Source organism: Phenylobacterium sp., assembly GCF_037968635.1.
Taxonomy (GTDB): domain Bacteria; phylum Pseudomonadota; class Alphaproteobacteria; order Caulobacterales; family Caulobacteraceae; genus Phenylobacterium.
Genome location: NZ_JBBKVV010000182.1, coordinates 1 through 16,924, shown reverse-complemented (window position 1 = coordinate 16,924; position 16,924 = coordinate 1). Strand labels below are relative to the sequence as shown.

17 protein-coding genes are annotated in these 16,924 nt (G+C 66.5%); 10 read left to right on the top strand and 7 right to left on the bottom strand.

Annotation, left to right across the window (positions count from 1 at the left end):
- The first annotated feature begins 50 nt into the window (after window positions 1-50).
- Complete coding sequence (locus tag AAC997_RS19535; RefSeq protein WP_340647372.1) at window positions 51-1,133, top strand: retroviral-like aspartic protease family protein; 1,083 nt, start codon at window positions 51-53, stop codon at window positions 1,131-1,133.
- Window positions 1,134-1,141: 8 nt separating this feature from the next.
- Here the strand turns inward: AAC997_RS19535 and sppA are convergent, their stop codons facing one another.
- The 3 genes from sppA to AAC997_RS19520 form a co-directional block, all read right to left on the bottom strand.
- Window positions 1,142-2,923 carry a signal peptide peptidase SppA gene (gene sppA / locus AAC997_RS19530; protein WP_340647371.1) on the bottom strand — a complete coding sequence of 594 codons (1,782 nt, stop codon included), beginning with the start codon at window positions 2,921-2,923 and terminating at the stop codon, window positions 1,142-1,144.
- A gap of 158 nt (window positions 2,924-3,081) precedes the next feature.
- Window positions 3,082-3,546, bottom strand: a complete 465-nt coding sequence (locus AAC997_RS19525) for a chemotaxis protein CheW (RefSeq protein WP_340647370.1) — start codon at window positions 3,544-3,546, stop codon at window positions 3,082-3,084.
- 256 nt (window positions 3,547-3,802) lie between these two features.
- Complete coding sequence (locus tag AAC997_RS19520; RefSeq protein ID WP_340647369.1) at window positions 3,803-4,501, bottom strand: alternative oxidase; 699 nt, start codon at window positions 4,499-4,501, stop codon at window positions 3,803-3,805.
- A gap of 662 nt (window positions 4,502-5,163) precedes the next feature.
- Between AAC997_RS19520 and ccoN the strand changes: the two genes are divergently transcribed.
- The 9 genes from ccoN (at window position 5,164) to hemN (ending at window position 14,183) form a co-directional block, all read left to right on the top strand.
- Window positions 5,164-6,645, top strand: a complete 1,482-nt coding sequence (gene ccoN, locus AAC997_RS19515; RefSeq protein WP_340647418.1) for a cytochrome-c oxidase, cbb3-type subunit I — start codon at window positions 5,164-5,166, stop codon at window positions 6,643-6,645.
- Window positions 6,646-6,651: 6 nt separating this feature from the next.
- Window positions 6,652-7,395 (top strand): cytochrome-c oxidase, cbb3-type subunit II, encoded by a 744-nt coding sequence (gene ccoO, locus AAC997_RS19510; protein ID WP_340647417.1) that lies wholly within the window; start codon window positions 6,652-6,654, stop codon window positions 7,393-7,395.
- Window positions 7,392-7,571: a cbb3-type cytochrome c oxidase subunit 3 gene (locus tag AAC997_RS19505; protein ID WP_340647368.1), complete on the top strand. Its 180-nt coding sequence runs from the start codon at window positions 7,392-7,394 to the stop codon at window positions 7,569-7,571. Before ccoO ends, AAC997_RS19505 begins: the two co-directional genes overlap by 4 nt.
- Window positions 7,558-8,424, top strand: a complete 867-nt coding sequence (gene ccoP, locus AAC997_RS19500) for a cytochrome-c oxidase, cbb3-type subunit III (protein ID WP_340647367.1) — start codon at window positions 7,558-7,560, stop codon at window positions 8,422-8,424. Before AAC997_RS19505 ends, ccoP begins: the two co-directional genes overlap by 14 nt.
- A 6-nt stretch (window positions 8,425-8,430) precedes the next feature.
- Window positions 8,431-9,927 carry a cytochrome c oxidase accessory protein CcoG gene (ccoG, locus tag AAC997_RS19495; protein WP_340647366.1) on the top strand — a complete coding sequence of 499 codons (1,497 nt, stop codon included), beginning with the start codon at window positions 8,431-8,433 and terminating at the stop codon, window positions 9,925-9,927.
- On the top strand, window positions 9,924-10,409 hold the full coding sequence (locus AAC997_RS19490) for a FixH family protein (protein ID WP_340647365.1): 486 nt from the start codon (window positions 9,924-9,926) through the stop codon (window positions 10,407-10,409). Before ccoG ends, AAC997_RS19490 begins: the two co-directional genes overlap by 4 nt.
- 32 nt (window positions 10,410-10,441) lie before the next feature.
- Window positions 10,442-12,571, top strand: coding sequence for a heavy metal translocating P-type ATPase (locus AAC997_RS19485; protein ID WP_340647416.1), 2,130 nt, complete (start codon window positions 10,442-10,444; stop codon window positions 12,569-12,571).
- A complete protein-coding gene (ccoS, locus tag AAC997_RS19480) occupies window positions 12,568-12,759 on the top strand; it encodes a cbb3-type cytochrome oxidase assembly protein CcoS (protein ID WP_340647364.1) in 192 nt (63 codons plus the stop codon). Before AAC997_RS19485 ends, ccoS begins: the two co-directional genes overlap by 4 nt.
- Before the next feature lie 86 nt (window positions 12,760-12,845).
- On the top strand, window positions 12,846-14,183 hold the full coding sequence (hemN, locus tag AAC997_RS19475; protein ID WP_340647363.1) for an oxygen-independent coproporphyrinogen III oxidase: 1,338 nt from the start codon (window positions 12,846-12,848) through the stop codon (window positions 14,181-14,183).
- 18 nt (window positions 14,184-14,201) lie between these two features.
- On the opposite strand, the gene AAC997_RS19470 is transcribed toward hemN, so the two are convergent.
- The 4 genes from AAC997_RS19470 to AAC997_RS19455 all read right to left on the bottom strand — a co-directional run.
- The gene (locus AAC997_RS19470; protein WP_340647362.1) at window positions 14,202-14,579 is read right to left on the bottom strand and encodes a response regulator; all 378 of its coding nucleotides are present in this window, start codon (window positions 14,577-14,579) and stop codon (window positions 14,202-14,204) included.
- Between the two features lie 78 nt (window positions 14,580-14,657).
- A complete protein-coding gene (gene fixJ, locus AAC997_RS19465; RefSeq protein WP_340647361.1) occupies window positions 14,658-15,266 on the bottom strand; it encodes a response regulator FixJ in 609 nt (202 codons plus the stop codon).
- A complete protein-coding gene (locus AAC997_RS19460) occupies window positions 15,256-16,755 on the bottom strand; it encodes a PAS domain S-box protein (RefSeq protein ID WP_340647360.1) in 1,500 nt (499 codons plus the stop codon). Before AAC997_RS19460 ends, fixJ begins: the two co-directional genes overlap by 11 nt.
- A gap of 54 nt (window positions 16,756-16,809) precedes the next feature.
- Window positions 16,810-16,924 (bottom strand): hypothetical protein (locus AAC997_RS19455; RefSeq protein ID WP_340645304.1); only part of this gene is annotated, 115 nt, incomplete at its 5' end.

Here is a 16,924-nt window from a genome sequence, read left to right as displayed (position 1 = left end):
GGAAAATCCGCTAGCCTCGTCCAAACGGCCTAGGGGGCGGCGCTGAGATCATGAATGGCTTCGACCAGACGCGACGGGGCCTGATCGGTGGTCTCGCGGCGACCGGGCCGCTGGCCGCCTGCGCCACGGCTCTGCCGGGTCCGCGCCGCATGATCCAGGTCAATCTGACTGACACGCCCCTGCCTCCCGCCCCCGCGGACAAGGTGGCGCCCACCGACGACGCCGTGCTGCAGGCCGGGTTCGATCCGGTTCAGCGGATGACCGTGCCGGTGATGATCGAGGGCAAGGGCCCCTTCACCTTCGTCGTCGACACCGGCGCCAACCACTCGGTGCTGGCCATAGAGACCGCCGCGGGGCTGAACCTGCCCAGCGGCGGCGGCGCGGCGATCCATGGCATCGCCGGGGTTGAGCCCGCCGAGACCGTGTATGTACGGCAGCTGACCGTCGGCGCCGTGGTGACCAAGCGAATCCGCATGCCGCTGGTGTCACGCCGCAACCTGGGCGCCGACGGTCTTCTGGGGGTGGACGTTCTCACCCGCCGTGACGTTCAGCTCGACTTCGAGCGCAACCGCTTCAACATCGCCCCCTCCAATTCCAGCTTCCGTCAGGCGGCCACCACCGGCGGCACGGGCCGGCTGGCCGCGCCGGTGGTCGATCCCAATATCGTGGTGGTTCCGGCCCGATACCGGTTCGGTCAGCTCACCATCATCGACGCCGAGGTCGGGGTCGGCCTGCCCATCACCGCCTTCCTGGACTCAGGCGCCCAGTCGACGGTGGGCAACCTGGCCCTGCGCGACGCCGCCTTCCTGCAGGAGCCGGGCCTGGCCCTCAGAACGACGCGGGTTCAACTGGTCAGCGCCACGGGCCAGACAGTCTCGGGGGACCTGGCGCGTTTGCCCGGCCTGCGGCTGGGTGGGTTGCGCATTGGCAACCTGTCCTGCGTCTTCGCCGACCTGCACACCTTCAAGATCTGGGACCTGGTGGATCGCCCGGCCATCCTGATCGGCATGGACGTCATGCGCCACTTCAAGACCATCGAGCTGGACTTCGGCCGCCGGGAGGTGGTTTTCGAGACCGGCGCGAAGCCGGCCCCCGCCGTCGTGGGACTTCCGGGGGCCGCGCCGCCGACCTGAGCCGGGTCTTAGAAAGCGCCGGGTCGAGGGGCGAGGACGGCGGCCTTGCCGCCGCTGCGCAGGCGTTCGTCCACGAGGCCGTCCAGGATGCTCTGGGCCCGCGGATCGCCCATGATCCAGGCCGCGGCCGCCAGGGTCTGAAGCGAGGTGGCAGACACCCCCAGCGCACTCTCCAGGGCCTCGAAGGGCGACTTCTGCTTGGTCATCCGCTTCAGGCGAACGTCACCCTTCAGGTCGGCCAGGGCCTTGGCCTTGTCCACCGCCTGGTAGAAGCCGCCGATCTCGTCGACGAGGCCGATTTGGCGCGCCTGGGCGCCGGTCCAGACCCGGCCTTTGGCGATCTCCCGCACCCGGGCCTCGGGCAGGCGTCGTCCCTCGGCCACGCGGGTGATGAAGTTGGCGTAGATCTGGTCCATCCAGCCGGCGAAGGCCGCGCGGTCGGCGGCCGAGAACTCCTGGCCCATGCCGAAGGCGCCCGCATAGGGGCTGCCCACCGTGGTCTCGCGCACGTCGACCCCGTACCTGGCCAGCGCGGGGCCGAGCGCGAACTTGCCGCCATAGACGCCGATGGAGCCGGTGAGCGTCGTGGGCTGGGCGACGATCGCCGAGGCCTGGGAGGATATCCAGTAGCCGCCCGAGGCCGCATAGGCGCCCATGGAGACCACCACCGGCTTCTTGGCCGCCTTGGCCGCGCGCACGGCGGCCAGGATCTGCTCCGACGCGGTGTCGGAGCCGCCCGGCGATGAGACCCGCAGGACGATGGCCTTGATGTCCTTGTCTTCGACGGCGTCGTAGATCGCCTTGGAGAGGTCGTCGGAATAGATGGTCGACCCGCCGGAGAACGGATTGCGGGCGCCGTTCTTGCCCGTGACGATCGCGCCCTCGCCCTCGATCACCGCGATGGCCGGACCCGAGCCGCCGCCGCGGTCGTGGCTGGCGCGCATGTAGTCGTCGAAGTCCACCAGCTTGGCGCCGTCGCCGGCCTTGGCCAGGATCGCGGTCTGGGCTTCCTTCACCTGGCCAACCTTGTCGATCAGCCCCAGCTTGGCGGCGTCCTCGGCGAGATAGGGCCCGGATTCGATGGCCGCCTGCAGGGTGGCGGGGTTCTTCTTGCGGTCCAGGGCCGCCGTGGTCAGGCCGGTGCGGTAGACCGAGCCCATCCAGGACTGCGTGGCCTGCTTGTGAGCGGCCGTATAGTCGTCGTGCAGGTACGGATTGACCGCGTTCTTGTACTCGTGGCGCTGCTCGAAGTCGGCCTTGACGCCATACTTGTCGAACAGGCGCTTGAAGAAGACCTCCTCACTCGCCAGGCCCGTGACCTGGAACGAGGCGCCCGGCTGCATCCACAGGTCCCCGGTGGACGCGCCAAGCATGTAGGTCGCGGTCACCACGCCCGAAGGGTAGAGCCCCTGGCTATGGGCCAGGATCGGCTTGCCGGCCGCCTGGAAGTGCCGGAAGGCCAGGCGCAGTTCGTCGGCCTGGGCGGGCTCCATGCCACCCTCGGGCAGGCGCACCATGACGGCCTTCACCTTGCCGTCGGTCTCCGCCCGGCGAAGGGTCTCGATCACAGACATCACCGACATCGACCGGCGGCCGAAGGCGGCGAAGGGATTGGAGGGGTCCTGGTCGGACAGCGGGCTGCGCAGGTCCAGGGACAGCACAGCGCGGGCCGGGGTCGCCTCGGGCCGAGTCGCGCTGGCGGCCATCGAGATCAGCAGGAAGGGCACGCCCACAAGGAACAGCACCAGGCCCGCGAAGACGCCGGCCGCGGTGATCAGAAACTGCTTCATGGGAATCCCGCGCGAGAAAGTCGCCTTACGCTATATGGCGGCGCGTTTCGTTGAAATGAAGGCCCTGCAATCCGCGCGGGAGAATTGGTTTGCGAGGGTGGCGTGCGGGTCACCCCAACCCGCTCGTCCCTGCCAAGGCCGGGATGAGCGGAATTTTGTTAAGCGGCCAGCGCGAGGCTCTTGGGCAGGACATTGTCCAGGGACAGCAGGCTGACGATGCCTTCGTCGGTCGACATCACTGCGTCGACGAATTCGCGCACCTGGTCGGCGCCAACGTCCGGCGGCTCGTGCAGCATGTTCTCGGTGACCGTGAGGATGTCGCAGACCGCGTCCACCAGCAGGCCGACCTCCCGGTCATGAATCTGGGTCACCACCACGACCGAGGACTGGTTCGGCGTCGCCATGCCCAGACCCAGGCGCGAGGCCAGGTCCACCACCGGCAGGATGGAGCCGCGCAGATTGATCATCCCCAGCACATGGCTCGGGGCGTGGGGAAGGGGGGTCGAGGCGGTCCAGCCACGGATCTCGCGCACCGACATGATGTCGATGGCGAACTGCTGCCCGCCGGCCATGATGGAGATCAGTTCGGCGCCGACATGCGGCAAACCCCCGGACGCTTGCATCAGAACTTCCCCGCTAGATCGCCTGTGGGCGCCGTTGCGCACGTCGCCACCCCGCAAGGTCTGAACCGCTGTGGTTAATGTTTCGGAAATCCCGCGTTGGGCCGGGGCGGCGGATGGCGCGGCGCGTTGTCGCGCTGGCCGGGCCCCGAGTCGGGGACCGCCCGGCCGCCAGATCAGATCACGCGAGCTTTTGGCCGACCAACAGCGCCCGGCGAGCCGACGGTCGACCGCCGCCGCGACGACAAGCGCTGCGGGATCAAGCCGCGGTCTTCCAGTGGGGCTGCAGTTCGACGTGCGGGGGGCAGGGGGCGACCGCGCCCTGAGGCAAGCCCACCAAGTCATTGGCGAAGCCGTGGTTCACGTCGCGATGATGGGCCTCGTCGGCGCGGACCACCAGGACCACGTCACGAAGTGTGGCGGTGACCGGCAGATTCCAATAGCGGATGGCGATGGCGGGCGCCGGCACGTTGGGGGAGCGGCCCTCGTCGATCTCGGCCAGGTAGTGTGTGTAGCTGATCACAGCCTCTTCCTCGAAATAGCCCACCAACCGGTGCGCGGTCTTGGGCGCGACGAGGTAGAGGCCGAAGAAGAACAGGTAGAAGACCCACTGGGCGGCGATGACCATGAACCGCTCGAAGGCGGTAGGTTGGGCGACCTCGATGAAGGTCATCAGGTGCATGCGCTCGTTTTCGGCTTCATCCATCAAGGTGCGGATCCATCCGCGGTCATCCTCCATGCGGCGCAGGCACTTCAGGTGGTTGAGCGTGGCGCCGACCATGCCCGGCACCGCAGCGACGGTCTCCAGGACCACAGCCCGGTGGCCGTAGCGCTTGGCGAAGAAGGTGTCGGCGAATAGGCGCAGGAATTTGGTGACCCCCAGGGCAACCCGGTCGGACATGTTGGTCGGCGGAAAGTGAACGCTCAGATCGACGAGGGGCGGCGTGGCGAGGGTCATGACGAGCTCCGGAAACTAGATGACGGAGATCTACCCTCGTCCCCGTGGATCAGAAATTCGGGAGTGACACCTAAGGGTCGCTACGGAGGCCCTACCTTGCCCGAGCTTTGGCGGGGACAAGATGTCGACCGTGAGCCGACCAGGCGGCGAGCGCGGCCATGGCCAGCAGTGGCGCGACATAGCAGGCCCAGCAGTGCTCAGCTTGCTGAGCGCCACACATCAACCCGCGGTGAGCAGTCGTCCACATATGCATCGCCGCCACCGCAGCCGTGGCCAGGGCGCTCGCGCCCAAGATCGGGGCCATTGCCCGCCAGGGCGAGGGATGGGACGGGTCAGGCTGCGCCATAGGCAGGGCTCCACACCGGAGATCGGCTGGGACACACGATAAAGGATGCGACGGTTCAGCCGCCTTGATCTTCATCAATGTGCCCGGCGGCGATCCCCGGCATTGCGCACCCAACTTCGTAAGTTCGGATGGGCGATCGATGACACAGCTGTCTGTCAACCAAGATGAGGGCGCGCCATTCGACGTGGTGCTGCTCTACATCTTCACAGGGGTTGGGGCCCTCGCGGCGCTACTTGCCGCAGCCTTCACTCAGGATCCCCTGTTCCGCTTTCACAGCTATATTTTCCTGGCGGCCTTCGTGTTGGCCGCTGGTGTGATGACGGCCGGCGTCGGCTACGGAAAGTTCCGGTCGGAACCGACCCGATACGCCGACGGGGTGATCCGGGCAGGCGTCATCGCCACGATGTTCTGGGCGATGGTGGCCATGCTGGTGGGGGTGGTGATCGCCGCCCAGCTTACTTGGCCCACCATCTTCTACTTCCCGGAGGCCGGCTGGCTGAACTTTGGCCGGCTGCGCCCGCTCCACACCTCAGGCGTGATCTTCGCGTTCGGGGGCAACGCCCTGATCGCCACCTCCTTCTGGGTCGTGCAACGCACCTGCCGCGCACGCCTGGCTGGCGGCGTCGCGCCCTGGTTCGTGTTCTGGGGCTACCAGCTCTTCATCGTGCTGGCGGCCACCGGCTATCTGGCGGGCATCACCCAGTCGAAGGAATACGCCGAGCCGGAATGGTACGTGGACCTTTGGCTGGCCGTGGTCTGGGTCGCCTATCTGCTGGTCTTCCTGGGCACCATCTGGAAGCGCAAGGAACCCCACATCTACGTGGCCAACTGGTTCTACCTGGCCTTCATCATCACCGTGGCGATCCTGCACATCGTCAACAACATGGCCCTGCCGGTGGGGCTGCTGAACCACCGCAGCTACTCGGTCTATTCCGGGGTCCAGGACGCCCTGGTGCAGTGGTGGTACGGCCACAACGCGGTCGGCTTCTTCCTCACCGCCGGCTTCCTGGGGATGATGTACTACTTCGTGCCCAAGCGGGCCGAGCGGCCGGTCTATTCGTACCGACTGTCCATCGTCCACTTCTGGTCGCTGATCTTCATCTACATCTGGGCGGGTCCGCACCACCTGCACTACACGGCCCTGCCGCAGTGGACCCAGACGCTCGGGGCCACCTTCTCCATCATGCTCTGGATGCCCTCCTGGGGCGGCATGATAAACGGCCTGATGACGCTCTCGGGCGCCTGGGACAAGCTGCGCACTGACGCGGTCATCCGGATGATGGTGGTGGCCCTGGCCTTCTACGGCATGTCCACCTTCGAGGGCCCGCTGATGAGCCTGCGGGAGGTCAATGCGCTCTCCCACTACACCGACTGGACCATCGGGCACGTCCATTCCGGCGCTCTGGGTTGGGTCGGATTCATCTCGTTCGGCGCGGTCTACTGCATGGTCCCGTGGCTGTGGAAGAAGGAGAAGATTTTCTCCAACGCCTTGATTGAATGGCATTTCTGGATCGCGACGACGGGCATCCTGCTCTACATCGCCGCGATGTGGGTCTCGGGCATCATGGAGGGCCTGATGTGGCGCGAGTACACGCCGCAGGGCTTCCTCGCCAACAGCTTCGTCGAGACCGTCGCGGCCAAGCACATCGAGAACATCATCCGCACGGTGGGGGGGCTCATGTACCTCTCCGGCGCGGTGATCATGTCCTACAACCTGTGGCGGACCGTCAGGATGCCGGGTCATGAGGCCCAGCCTCAAGGCCTGAGTTCCCTGCCCGCCCTCGCGGCGGCTGAGTAGGGGGCCCTGACCATGTGGACCAAACACGCCAAGTTCGAGCGTCACTCGCTCTGGATGATCATCGGCATCGTCATCGTCGTCTCCATCGGCGGTCTCGTGGAGATCTCGCCGCTCTTCTACCTGGAGAGCACGGTGGAGAAGGTGGAGGGGATGCGCCCCTACACGCCCCTCGAGCTTGAAGGCCGCGACATCTACATCCGGGAGGGCTGCTACACCTGCCACTCGCAGATGATCCGCCCGCTGCGCGACGAGGTCGAACGCTACGGCCACTACAGCCTGGCCGCCGAGAGCATGTACGACCATCCCTTCCAGTGGGGCTCCAAGCGTACGGGGCCCGACCTCGCCCGGGTCGGGGGCAAGTACTCCGACAGCTGGCACAAGGATCACCTGACCGACCCCCGCTCGGTAGTGCCGGAATCGGTGATGCCGCCCTACGCCTTCCTGCGCGACAAGGATCTCGACTACCGCGAGGTGCAGGCCAAGCTGTCGGCCATGACCAAGGTCGGGGTGCCCTACACCCAGGATCAGATCGACCACGCCAAGGACGATCTGGAAGCCCAGGCCGATCCCTTCGACAGCCGCGCCACCGCCCTCAAGAAGCGCTACGGCGCCAAGCTGGCCCAGCGGGACTTCGACGGCGATCCGGATCGGGTCACCGAGATGGACGCCCTGATCGCCTATCTGCAGATGCTGGGCGGCCTGGTGGACTTCCGAACCTATCGCGCCGACGCCCCGGAGAACCAGCGATGAGCGGCCTCTCCTACGAAGCGGTCGCCCGTTTCGCCCAGCAGGGAGGGACCGTCTACTTCGGCCTGCTCTTCCTCGCCGGTGTGATCTACGCCCTCTGGCCCCGCCACACAGAGACCTTCAAACGCCTGGCGGCCCTGCCGCTGGAGGACTGCGAGGACGACCATGTCCCATCGTGAAACCGACGAACATTCCGGCGTCGAGACCACCGGCCATGAGTGGGACGGCATCCGCGAGCTGGACAATCCCCTGCCGCGCTGGTGGCTCTACATCTTCTACGGCAGCATCGTCATCGCGGCGATCTACTGGGTGTTCATGCCCTCCTGGCCCGGCGTGAATTCCTACGCCAAGGGGGTGCTGAACCAGTCCGACCGGGTCGACGTGGCCAAGCAGCTGGAGGCCCTGCAGACACAGCGCGGCGCCGAGGGGGCGATGCTGCGCAGCGCCTCCCTGGAGACCATCGAGACCGATCCCAAGCTCCAGGCCTATGCGCTCGCCGTCGGCCAGTCGGTGTTCGGCGACAACTGCGCCACCTGTCATGGCGTCGGGGGCACGGGGTCGAAGGGCTACGCCAACCTGCGCGATGATGTGTGGCTCTGGGGCGGCAGCCTGGAGGACATCCAGCACACCATTCAGGTCGGGGTGCGCTCGGACAATCCTCACACCCGGCAGTCGCAGATGCCGGCCTTCGGCCGCGACCAGATCCTGAAGCCGGCCCAGATCGACGATCTGACCGAGTACGTCGTCGCCCTCTCACGGCGTCCCGCGCGGGCCGCCGCCGTGGCGCGCGGCGCGCCGATGTTCGCCGAGCAGTGCGCCGTCTGCCACGGTCCGCAGGGGAGGGGCAATGTCACCCTGGGCGCGCCCGACCTCACCGACGCCGATTGGCTGTACGGTTCCACCCAGGCCGACATCCGCGAGCAGATCTGGAACGGCCGCGGCGGGGTCATGCCCACCTGGGAAGGCCGCTTCAGTCCGGAGACCATCAAGGCCCTGGCGGTCTACGTCCACGCCAACGCCGGCGGTCAGTAGGACCCCATGACCGTCGTCATCGATCGGACCAAGCCTGAAGCCCCGAAGACGGGACCCGTCTCGGCGGCGGCCCGGGTTCGGGCCAAGGGTTTCACCCTGGGCCTCTACAAGCCCCGGACCCCGATCTATCCCAAGCTGGTCCATGGCCAGTGGCGGCGCATCAAGTGGATCCTGATGATCGTCATGCTGACGATCTACTACGTCACGCCTTGGATCCGATGGGAGCGGCCAGGCGCCTTGCCGGACCAGGCGGCGCTGGTCGATTTCGCCGGCGGACGGTTCTACTTCTTCGGCATCCAGCTCTGGCCGCAGGAGGTCTATTTCATCACCGGCCTGCTGGTGATGGCCGCCCTTGCCCTGTTCCTGGTTAGCGCCCTGTTCGGCCGTCTGTGGTGCGGCTACGCCTGTCCCCAGACGGTCTGGACCGATCTCTTCATCTATGTGGAGCGCGCCTTCGAGGGCGATCGCAATGCTCGGATGAAGCTGGATGCGGCCCCTTGGTCCTTCGACAAGGCCTGGCGCAAGATCGGCAAGCACGCCGTCTGGCTGGGCATCGGTTTCGGCACCGGCGGGGCGTGGATCTTCTACTTCCACGACGCCCCGACCTTGATCACCCACTTCTGGATCGGACAGGCCCCGGCCACCGCCTACATCTTCTGCGCCCTGCTGACGGTGACCACCTACGCCTTCGCCGGCTTCATGCGCGAGCAGGTCTGCATCTATCTCTGCCCCTGGCCGCGCATCCAGGGCGCCATGCTGGACCAGCACTCCTTGCAGGTGACCTATCTGCGCGACCGGGGCGAGACCCGCGGGCCGCACAAGAAGGGCCAGACCTGGGAAGGGCGCGGCGACTGCATCGACTGCAACGCCTGCGTGGTCGCCTGTCCCATGGGCATCGACATCCGCGACGGTTCGCAGCTGGAATGCATCAATTGCGGCCTGTGCATCGACGCCTGCGACGAGATCATGGACAGGGTGGAGCGGCCCAGGGGGCTGATCGCCTATGATACCGATGCGGCGGTGGCCGCCCGCGAGGAGCGGCAGCCGCCCATCTACAAGTTGCTGCGTCCGAGGACGGCCTACTACGCCGTGGCCCTGACCCTGGTGAGCGGCCTCATGATCTGGGGCCTGACCCACCGAAGCGCTCTGGACGTCCACGTTCTGCGCGACCGCAATCCGATGTTCGTCCGGCTGCACGATGGCGCGATCCGCGACGGTTACACGCTGAAGATCGCCAACCGGGGCTTCGAGGCCGAGGACGTCCAGGTGACGTTCAAGGGGCCGCGCGGCGCGAAGCTGCGCACCCCCGGCGCCAAGGCGACTGGCGAGACCCTGAGCGTGCGCGTCGAGCCCAACGAGGTCCGCGCTGTGCGGGTCTTCGTCACCGTCGCCGCCGCGGCCATCGAGGCGCCCAACATGCCCGCCGTCTTCTCGTTGCGGGCCGGGCGTGACGCCATGACGGTGAAGACCAACTTCCTTTCGGGAGCCGCGAACGCGCCATGACTGACGTCCCGAACAAGAACTTCGAGCTGAACGGCTGGCATGTCCTGAGCCTCTTCGTCAGCTTCTTCCTGGTGGTCATCGTCGTGAATGTCGCCTTCACGGTCATGGCCATCCGTACCTATCCCGGCCAGGTGTCGCGGACGCCGTATGAGGACGGGGTCGCCTACAACGCCAAACTCGCCCAGTTGAATGCTCAGGCGCGGCTGGGCTGGCGCGCGGCTGCGCGGGCGGGCGACGACGGTGCGGTGATGGTCACCTTCCTCGACCGGGCCGGCCGGCCAGTAACGGGCCTCAAGGTCGCCGCCAAGTTGGAGCGTCCGGCCACTGAAACGGGTCGCAAGAACGCCTTCCTGCCGGAGACCGCGCCCGGGGCCTATTCGGCGCGGCTTGGCGGCCTCAGCGGCGCGTGGGACCTGAGCCTGGTCGCCCATGACGCCGCCGGCGCGCGCTTCGAGGCTGAGCGGAGGTTGACGTGGCCCTGACCTATGACGCTGCGCCCGACTATTCGGCCTTCCTGAAGCTCGCCAAGGACGGTGGGGCCACCTTCGACCTGCTGGTGAAGGGCGCACGCTGCGCCGCCTGTATGGCCAAGATCGAGACCGGAGTCGCCGCGCTGCCGGGGGTCCGCAACGCCCGCCTCAACCTCACCAGCGGCAAGCTTTCAGTGGCCTTCGAGAGCCGCTCGGGCGATCCCGGCCTGATAATGTCGACCCTGAAGAAGCTGGGCTATGACTCCGCGCCCTATGATCCCAGCCAGGCGGCGGCGGCCCAGGATCGCGAGGGCCGGCGTCTGACCCTGGCCCTGGGGGTCGCGGCCTTCGGCGCGGGCAACGCGATGATGTTCTCGGTGCCGATCTGGGCGGGCCTGTTTGGCCAGGAACTGGGTCCAGCGGCGCTGACCATGATGCAGTGGGCGAGCGGTCTGATCGCCACGCCCTGCGCGCTCTATGCAGGCATGCCCTTTTTCCAGTCGGCGTGGCGATCGCTTCGGGTGGGCCGGGCCAATATGGACGTGCCGATCTCCATCGGGGTGATCCTGACCCTAGGGATCAGTTTCACCGAGACCTTGCTACACGGGAAGGACACCTATTTCGACGCCGCCATCTCCCTGCTTTTCCTGCTGCTCATCGGCCGCTGGCTGGATCACAAACTGCGCAGCCGGGCGCGGGGCGCCGCCGCCGACCTGCTGGCCATGCAGGCGCCAGCAGCAACGGTCCTGACCGCCGACGGCGTTCAGCATCGCCGCCCCCTCGCCGAGATCGAGGTGGGCGACCTGATCCTGGTGCGGCCTGGCGAACGACTGCCGGTGGACGCACGGGTCGAGGTTGGCAATTCCGAACTCGACAACGCTCTGCTGACCGGGGAGTCGCGCCCGGTACGCGTCGCCATAGGCGAACTCTGCCGTGCCGGAGCGTTGAATCTGTCGGGGATGCTCACTGTGCGGGCCGAGGCCCGATCAGACGACTCCGCTGTGGCCGCCATCGCGCGGCTCGTGGAAGCCGGGGCGCAATCGAAGTCGCGATATGTCCGGTTGGCCGACCGCGCCGCTTCTGTCTACGTGCCGGTGGTCCATACCGCCGCGGCCCTGACGTTTGTGCTTGGCTGGAGCCTGGGCCTGGGGCCTCGCGAGGCGTTGCTTCGGGCGGTCGCGGTCCTGATCATCACCTGTCCCTGTGCGCTGGGCCTCGCGGTGCCGGCGGTACAGGTCGCGGCCTCGGCGCGGCTGTTCCGCAGGCAGGTCCTGGTGAAGTCCGGCGCGGCGCTGGAGCGCCTTGCTGAGGTGACCCACGTGGTCTTCGACAAGACGGGGGTTCTGACCCTTGGCCGTCCGACGCTTATCGACCCCGACCCTGACGCGGTGGCCCTGGCCGCGCCGCTGGCGCGAGCGTCGTCTCACCCCCTCGCCCGGGCCCTCGTGGCGGAGGACGCGGGGACGGACCTGGCTCTGAACGTGGTGGAGACGGCGGGCCAAGGCGTCGAAGGCGTCATCCAGGGGCGACGCGCCCGTCTCGGTCGTGCATCCTTTGTCGGGTGCGATGACACCAGGGGCTCGGAGACTGAACTCTGGTTCGGCTTCGACGACGACATCAAGATCCGCTTTCGCTTCGCCGACAGGATCAGACCTGACGCCCGTGAGACGATCGAGGCTCTACGCTCCAGAGGACTGAGTGTGGAGATACTGTCGGGTGACCTGCCGCAGGCCGTGCGCACCGTGGCGGAGGCGCTCGATGTGCGACAGTGGTGCGGTGGCATGACACCCGCTGACAAGGCGGCCTGGATCCAGAGCCTGGCGACGGTGGGGCATCGGTCTCTGATGGTCGGGGACGGCCTCAACGACACGGCCGCGCTGGCTGTCGCTCACGCCGCCATGGCGCCTGGGACCGCGCTGGACGCCAGCCAGAACGCCGCCGACCTGGTGTTCTCCGGCGACGCGCTTGGCTCAGTGGTTGCGGCCATTGACGTGGCGCGGGCGGCTCGGCGGCGGGCCCTGGAGAACTTCGGCTTCTCAGCGCTCTACAATCTGATCGCCGCGCCCGCGGCCATGTTCGGTCTGATCAACCCCTTCCTCGCGGCCTTGGCGATGTCGGGCTCGTCCCTGGTGGTGACATTGAACGCCCTGCGCATGCACAGAGCCGGCCGATGACCATCTTCTTCCTGCTCGCGCCGTTCTCGTTGCTGCTGGCCTTGCTGGGACTCGGAGGGTTCTGGTGGACGGTGCGCAGCGGCCAGTATGACGACCCGGCCGGCGACGCCGCCCGAATCCTGATTGCCGATGGCGATGACGCGCCGGCTTTGATCCAGGTCAGGGCAGGGGAGGCCGATCCGAGCTGAATGGCCCGATCGCTTCTGGAGATCCCGCCGTGACCTCACCCTCCGTCCTGCACGCTCCCAAGCCCGTCACCCTGGCCCTGGACGAGTTGATCGCCAAGTATGACGGCCGCGCGCCGCGCTATACGAGCTATCCGACCGCTGTGCAGTTCACGCCGCAGGTCGACGCGGAAACCTATCGCGGCTGGCTGGCGGCGCTTCCGCGGACCGAGCCGGTGTCGCTGTATCTCCACATCCCCTTCTGCGCGCGCCTCTGCTGGTACTGCGGCTGCAACACCCGGGCGGTGAACCGTCATGAGCCGGTAGGCGACTACGTCAATCATCTGTTGGCCGAGGCGGCCTTGTTGCAGGGCGCATTGCCGGGACGGTTGCCGGTCAACGCCATACACCTGGGGGGCGGTACGCCCAACATGCTGGCCCCGGAGGAAATGGACGTCATCTTCGGCGCGCTTCGGCGCATCTTCCAGGTCACTCCAGAGGCCGAGATCGCCGCCGAACTCGACCCCGCAGTCCTTACCCGGGAATGGGTCCGCGCCGCGACTTCCCACGGCCTTTCACGCGGCAGCCTGGGGGTACAGAACCTGACGCCCGAAGTTCAGGCGGCGGTAAATCGTCAGGAGAGCTTCGAGGAGATCGCGCAGTGCGTGGCCTGGCTGCGGGAATTTGGGATCGCCTCAATCAACCTGGACCTCATGTACGGCCTGCCGCACCAGACAACGGGCAACACCCTGGCGACCGTCGACAAAATCCTGATCCTGCGGCCCGAACGGATCGCCTTGTTCGGCTACGCCCACGTGCCCTGGATGAAGGCCCACCAACAGTTGATCGACGAGGCCGCTCTTCCCGGCGCCGCGGAACGTCTGGACCAGAGCGAGGCCGCCGCCGAACGCCTCGTGTCGGAAGGTTATGTCCGCATCGGTTTGGACCACTTCGCCTTGCCGAGCGACAGCTTGGTTGTCGCCCAGCGGGAGGGTCGCCTGCGGCGCAACTTCCAAGGCTACACCACCGACAGCGCGCAGACCTTGCTGGGCCTGGGGGCCTCCTCGATCGGCAGCTTGCCCCAAGGGTTCGTGCAAAATATCGCTCAAGAGCTGCCCTGGCGTAGCGCCGTAAACCAAGGGGACTTGCCCGTCGCCCGTGGCGTCGTGGTCACGGACGAAGATCGCTTCAGGGCCGAAATCATCGAGCGTTTGATGTGCGACCTGTCCGTCGATCTGGCGGCGGTTTGCGGAGACCACGGCCGCACGCTGCACGAACTTGCCAGCGAAATCGCCGCGTTGGGTGACTTCTCCAACGATGGGCTTGTGGTTTTGGAGGGCAATAGGCTGACAGTCACTGAGGTCGGTCGCCTCGTGGTCAGATCGGTCTGTGCGGTGTTTGACGCCTATTTCGCGCCCGACGCCGGGCGGCATTCCAAGGCGCTCTAAGAGGCCAGGGATCGTCGATCAGATCAGCAGCGCCGCGTTGATCGCGGCGTTGAGGGAGTCGCCCAGCAGAGGTTTTTCGACGATCACCGCGCCCAAGGCGGCGGCGGCGTCCCTGACGCTCGCGCGGGGGTGGCTGGTGATCAACAGGGCGGGCAGATGCTGGTTGTTGGCACGCAGGACCGCCAGAGCTTCCAGGCCAGTGAGCCCCCTCATGTTCTGATCCAGGACCAGGCAGACGGGTGCGTCGGGCAGAGCCGACTGAAGCAGAGCTTCGCCGCTCTCAAGGGCGGTGACGGCGAATCCGTCAAGTTCCAACATGAAGGTCAGAGCCATGCGCAACGCACTGTCGTCGTCGACGAGGACCACGTTGCGGGCGAAGGGTGGGGGCGATGACAAGGACAGGCTCCAGATAGTCTGGCGAGCCTAGACGGCGGCCTCGAGAGGCGCATTGATCCAGCGCAATCCCGCCGGCGGTCAGGCAAACCCGGCAATCAGCGCCATTCGGATCAGTTCGGAGAGGCCTGAGGCGCCTGTCTTGGTCATGACATTGGCCCGGTACACCTCCACCGTGCGCGGGCTGATCCCCAGGTCGAAGGCGATGACCTTGTTGGCCTTGCCATCCACCACACCGCGAAGAACCTCGGTCTCCCGTGGCGACAGGCTAGCCAGGAGCGCGTGGAAGGGTTCGGCGCCGCCGCGGACCGCGCCCGGTCGAGCCTGGTCTATTGCGGCGCGGATCGCGCGTAGCAGGGCCTCGTCGTCGAAGGGCTTTTCTAGGAAGTCGGCGACGCCGGCCTTCATGGCCTCCACCGCCAGCGGTACGTCCCCGTGGCCGGTGATCATCACAATCGGCAGGTCGACATGGAGGCCCTTCAGATGACGGGTCATCTCCAGGCCGTTCATCCCCGGCATCCGCACATCCGTGACGATGCAACTCCCCGACAAGCGGGTGACACCTTCAAGGAAGGTGGTGGCCGAATCGTAGGTGCGCGCTTCGAAGCCTGCGCTTTCCAGCAGGAATGCCAGGGAGTCGCGCATGGCGTCATCGTCGTCGATCACGTGCACGAGAGCCTCAGACGCCACCGTTCAGGTCCTCCTCGGGGAGCGTTCGCAGCGTAAACGAGAAGATCGTCCCGCCTTCAGGCGCGGCCTCAGCCCAGATGCGACCGCCATGAGCTTCGATGATCGTGCGGGAAATGGAAAGTCCGACTCCCATGCCGTTGTTCTTGCTGGTGACAAAGGGTTGGAAGAGGCGCGCGGCAACCTCCGGAATGAGGCCCGGGCCGGTATCTATCACCTGTACGAGGACGGTATCGTCCTCTGCGGGAGCCGAGGTGACGGTCAATTCACGGCGAGGGCTCTCCTGCATCGCTTCCATGGCGTTGCGCATGAGATTTAGCAGGACCTGCTGCACCTGTACCCGGTCGGCCAGCACAAAGGGCGTCTGAGGAGAAATCTGGAAAGTGACCCGGACACCACTTTCCTTGGCGCCGATCACGGCTAGGGCGCCGGCTTCCTCTATCAACTTGGCCAGAGGCTCGACCCGCCGCTCGGTTTCGCCCTTGGAGACAAAGTCACGAAGCCTGCGGATGATTTCCCCCGCACGCAGGGCCTGGTCGCCGGCAAGCACAAGGGCGTTGCGAGCCTTGGCGACATCCGGCTGGTCCTGGTCAAGAATCCGGACCGACCCCTTTACATAGTTGGCGATGGCCGACAGCGGCTGGTTCAGCTCATGTGCCAGGGCCGAGGCCATCTCGCCCAAGGCGGTTAGCCGGGAGACGTGCACAAGCTCTGCCTGCAGGTCCTGCAGCCGCCGCTCGGTGGCCTGGCTCTCGGAAAGATCGCGGACAAAGCCGGTGAAATAGCGCTCGGATCGGGATTGCATCTCCCCCACCGAAAGCTCCATTGGAAAGGTGGAGCCGTCCTTTCGCTCGCCCACCACAACCCGACCGATGCCGATGATGCGCCGCTCGCCGGTGGTCAGGTACCGCAGCAGATAGCTATCGTGAGCGTCGCGGTAAGGCTGCGGCATCAGCATGCTGACATTGCGCCCGATCACCTCGTCTGCTCGCCAGCCGAACAACCGCTCGGCGGTGGTGCTAAAGGACTGCATCGTCCCCTGCTCATCGATCACCACCATGGCGTCAGGTACGGTGTCGAGGATGGACCTCAGGTGGGCCTCACGTTCGCCGAGGTGCGTGAGGGCGTCGGCCGTGTGGTCGCTCTGGCGGCGTAGGCGCCAGCCTCCGTAAGCGATGGCCAAGCCCATCACCAGAAACAGCAAGGCGTTCACCTGATCTGCAGGATGAGAGAGCAGGATGAAACCGCTTGGGGCGAGGCCAAACCCAATGGTGAGCGCCGTGGCTAGCAGGGCGGGGCCGGGCCCCCAGAATGCGGCGCTCAGGATGACGGCGGGCATAAACAACAGAAAGAATGGACGATCCTGAAAGATGGGCGTCAGGGCCCATCGAACAACAATGGCCAGAGCCGACAGCAGTACCGCGGCGCCGTAGCCGGTCAGAGTCGCGCGTATGGAGCGCGTAGAGACGGCGACGGGAAGCGAGGTCCGCATTCCTCTGGGCTAGGCCGCCCTCTTGGCACACGCAAGAGCCAACTGAGCCTGCGCTCAGGCGGCGTAGCCGCCGACGCGCTTGATGTTGCAGTGGGCCCAGAGCATTTCCAGGGTCGCGGCCAGGTCGTCCATCATGGCGTCGGTGTGAGCCGGTGATGGGGTGAAGCGC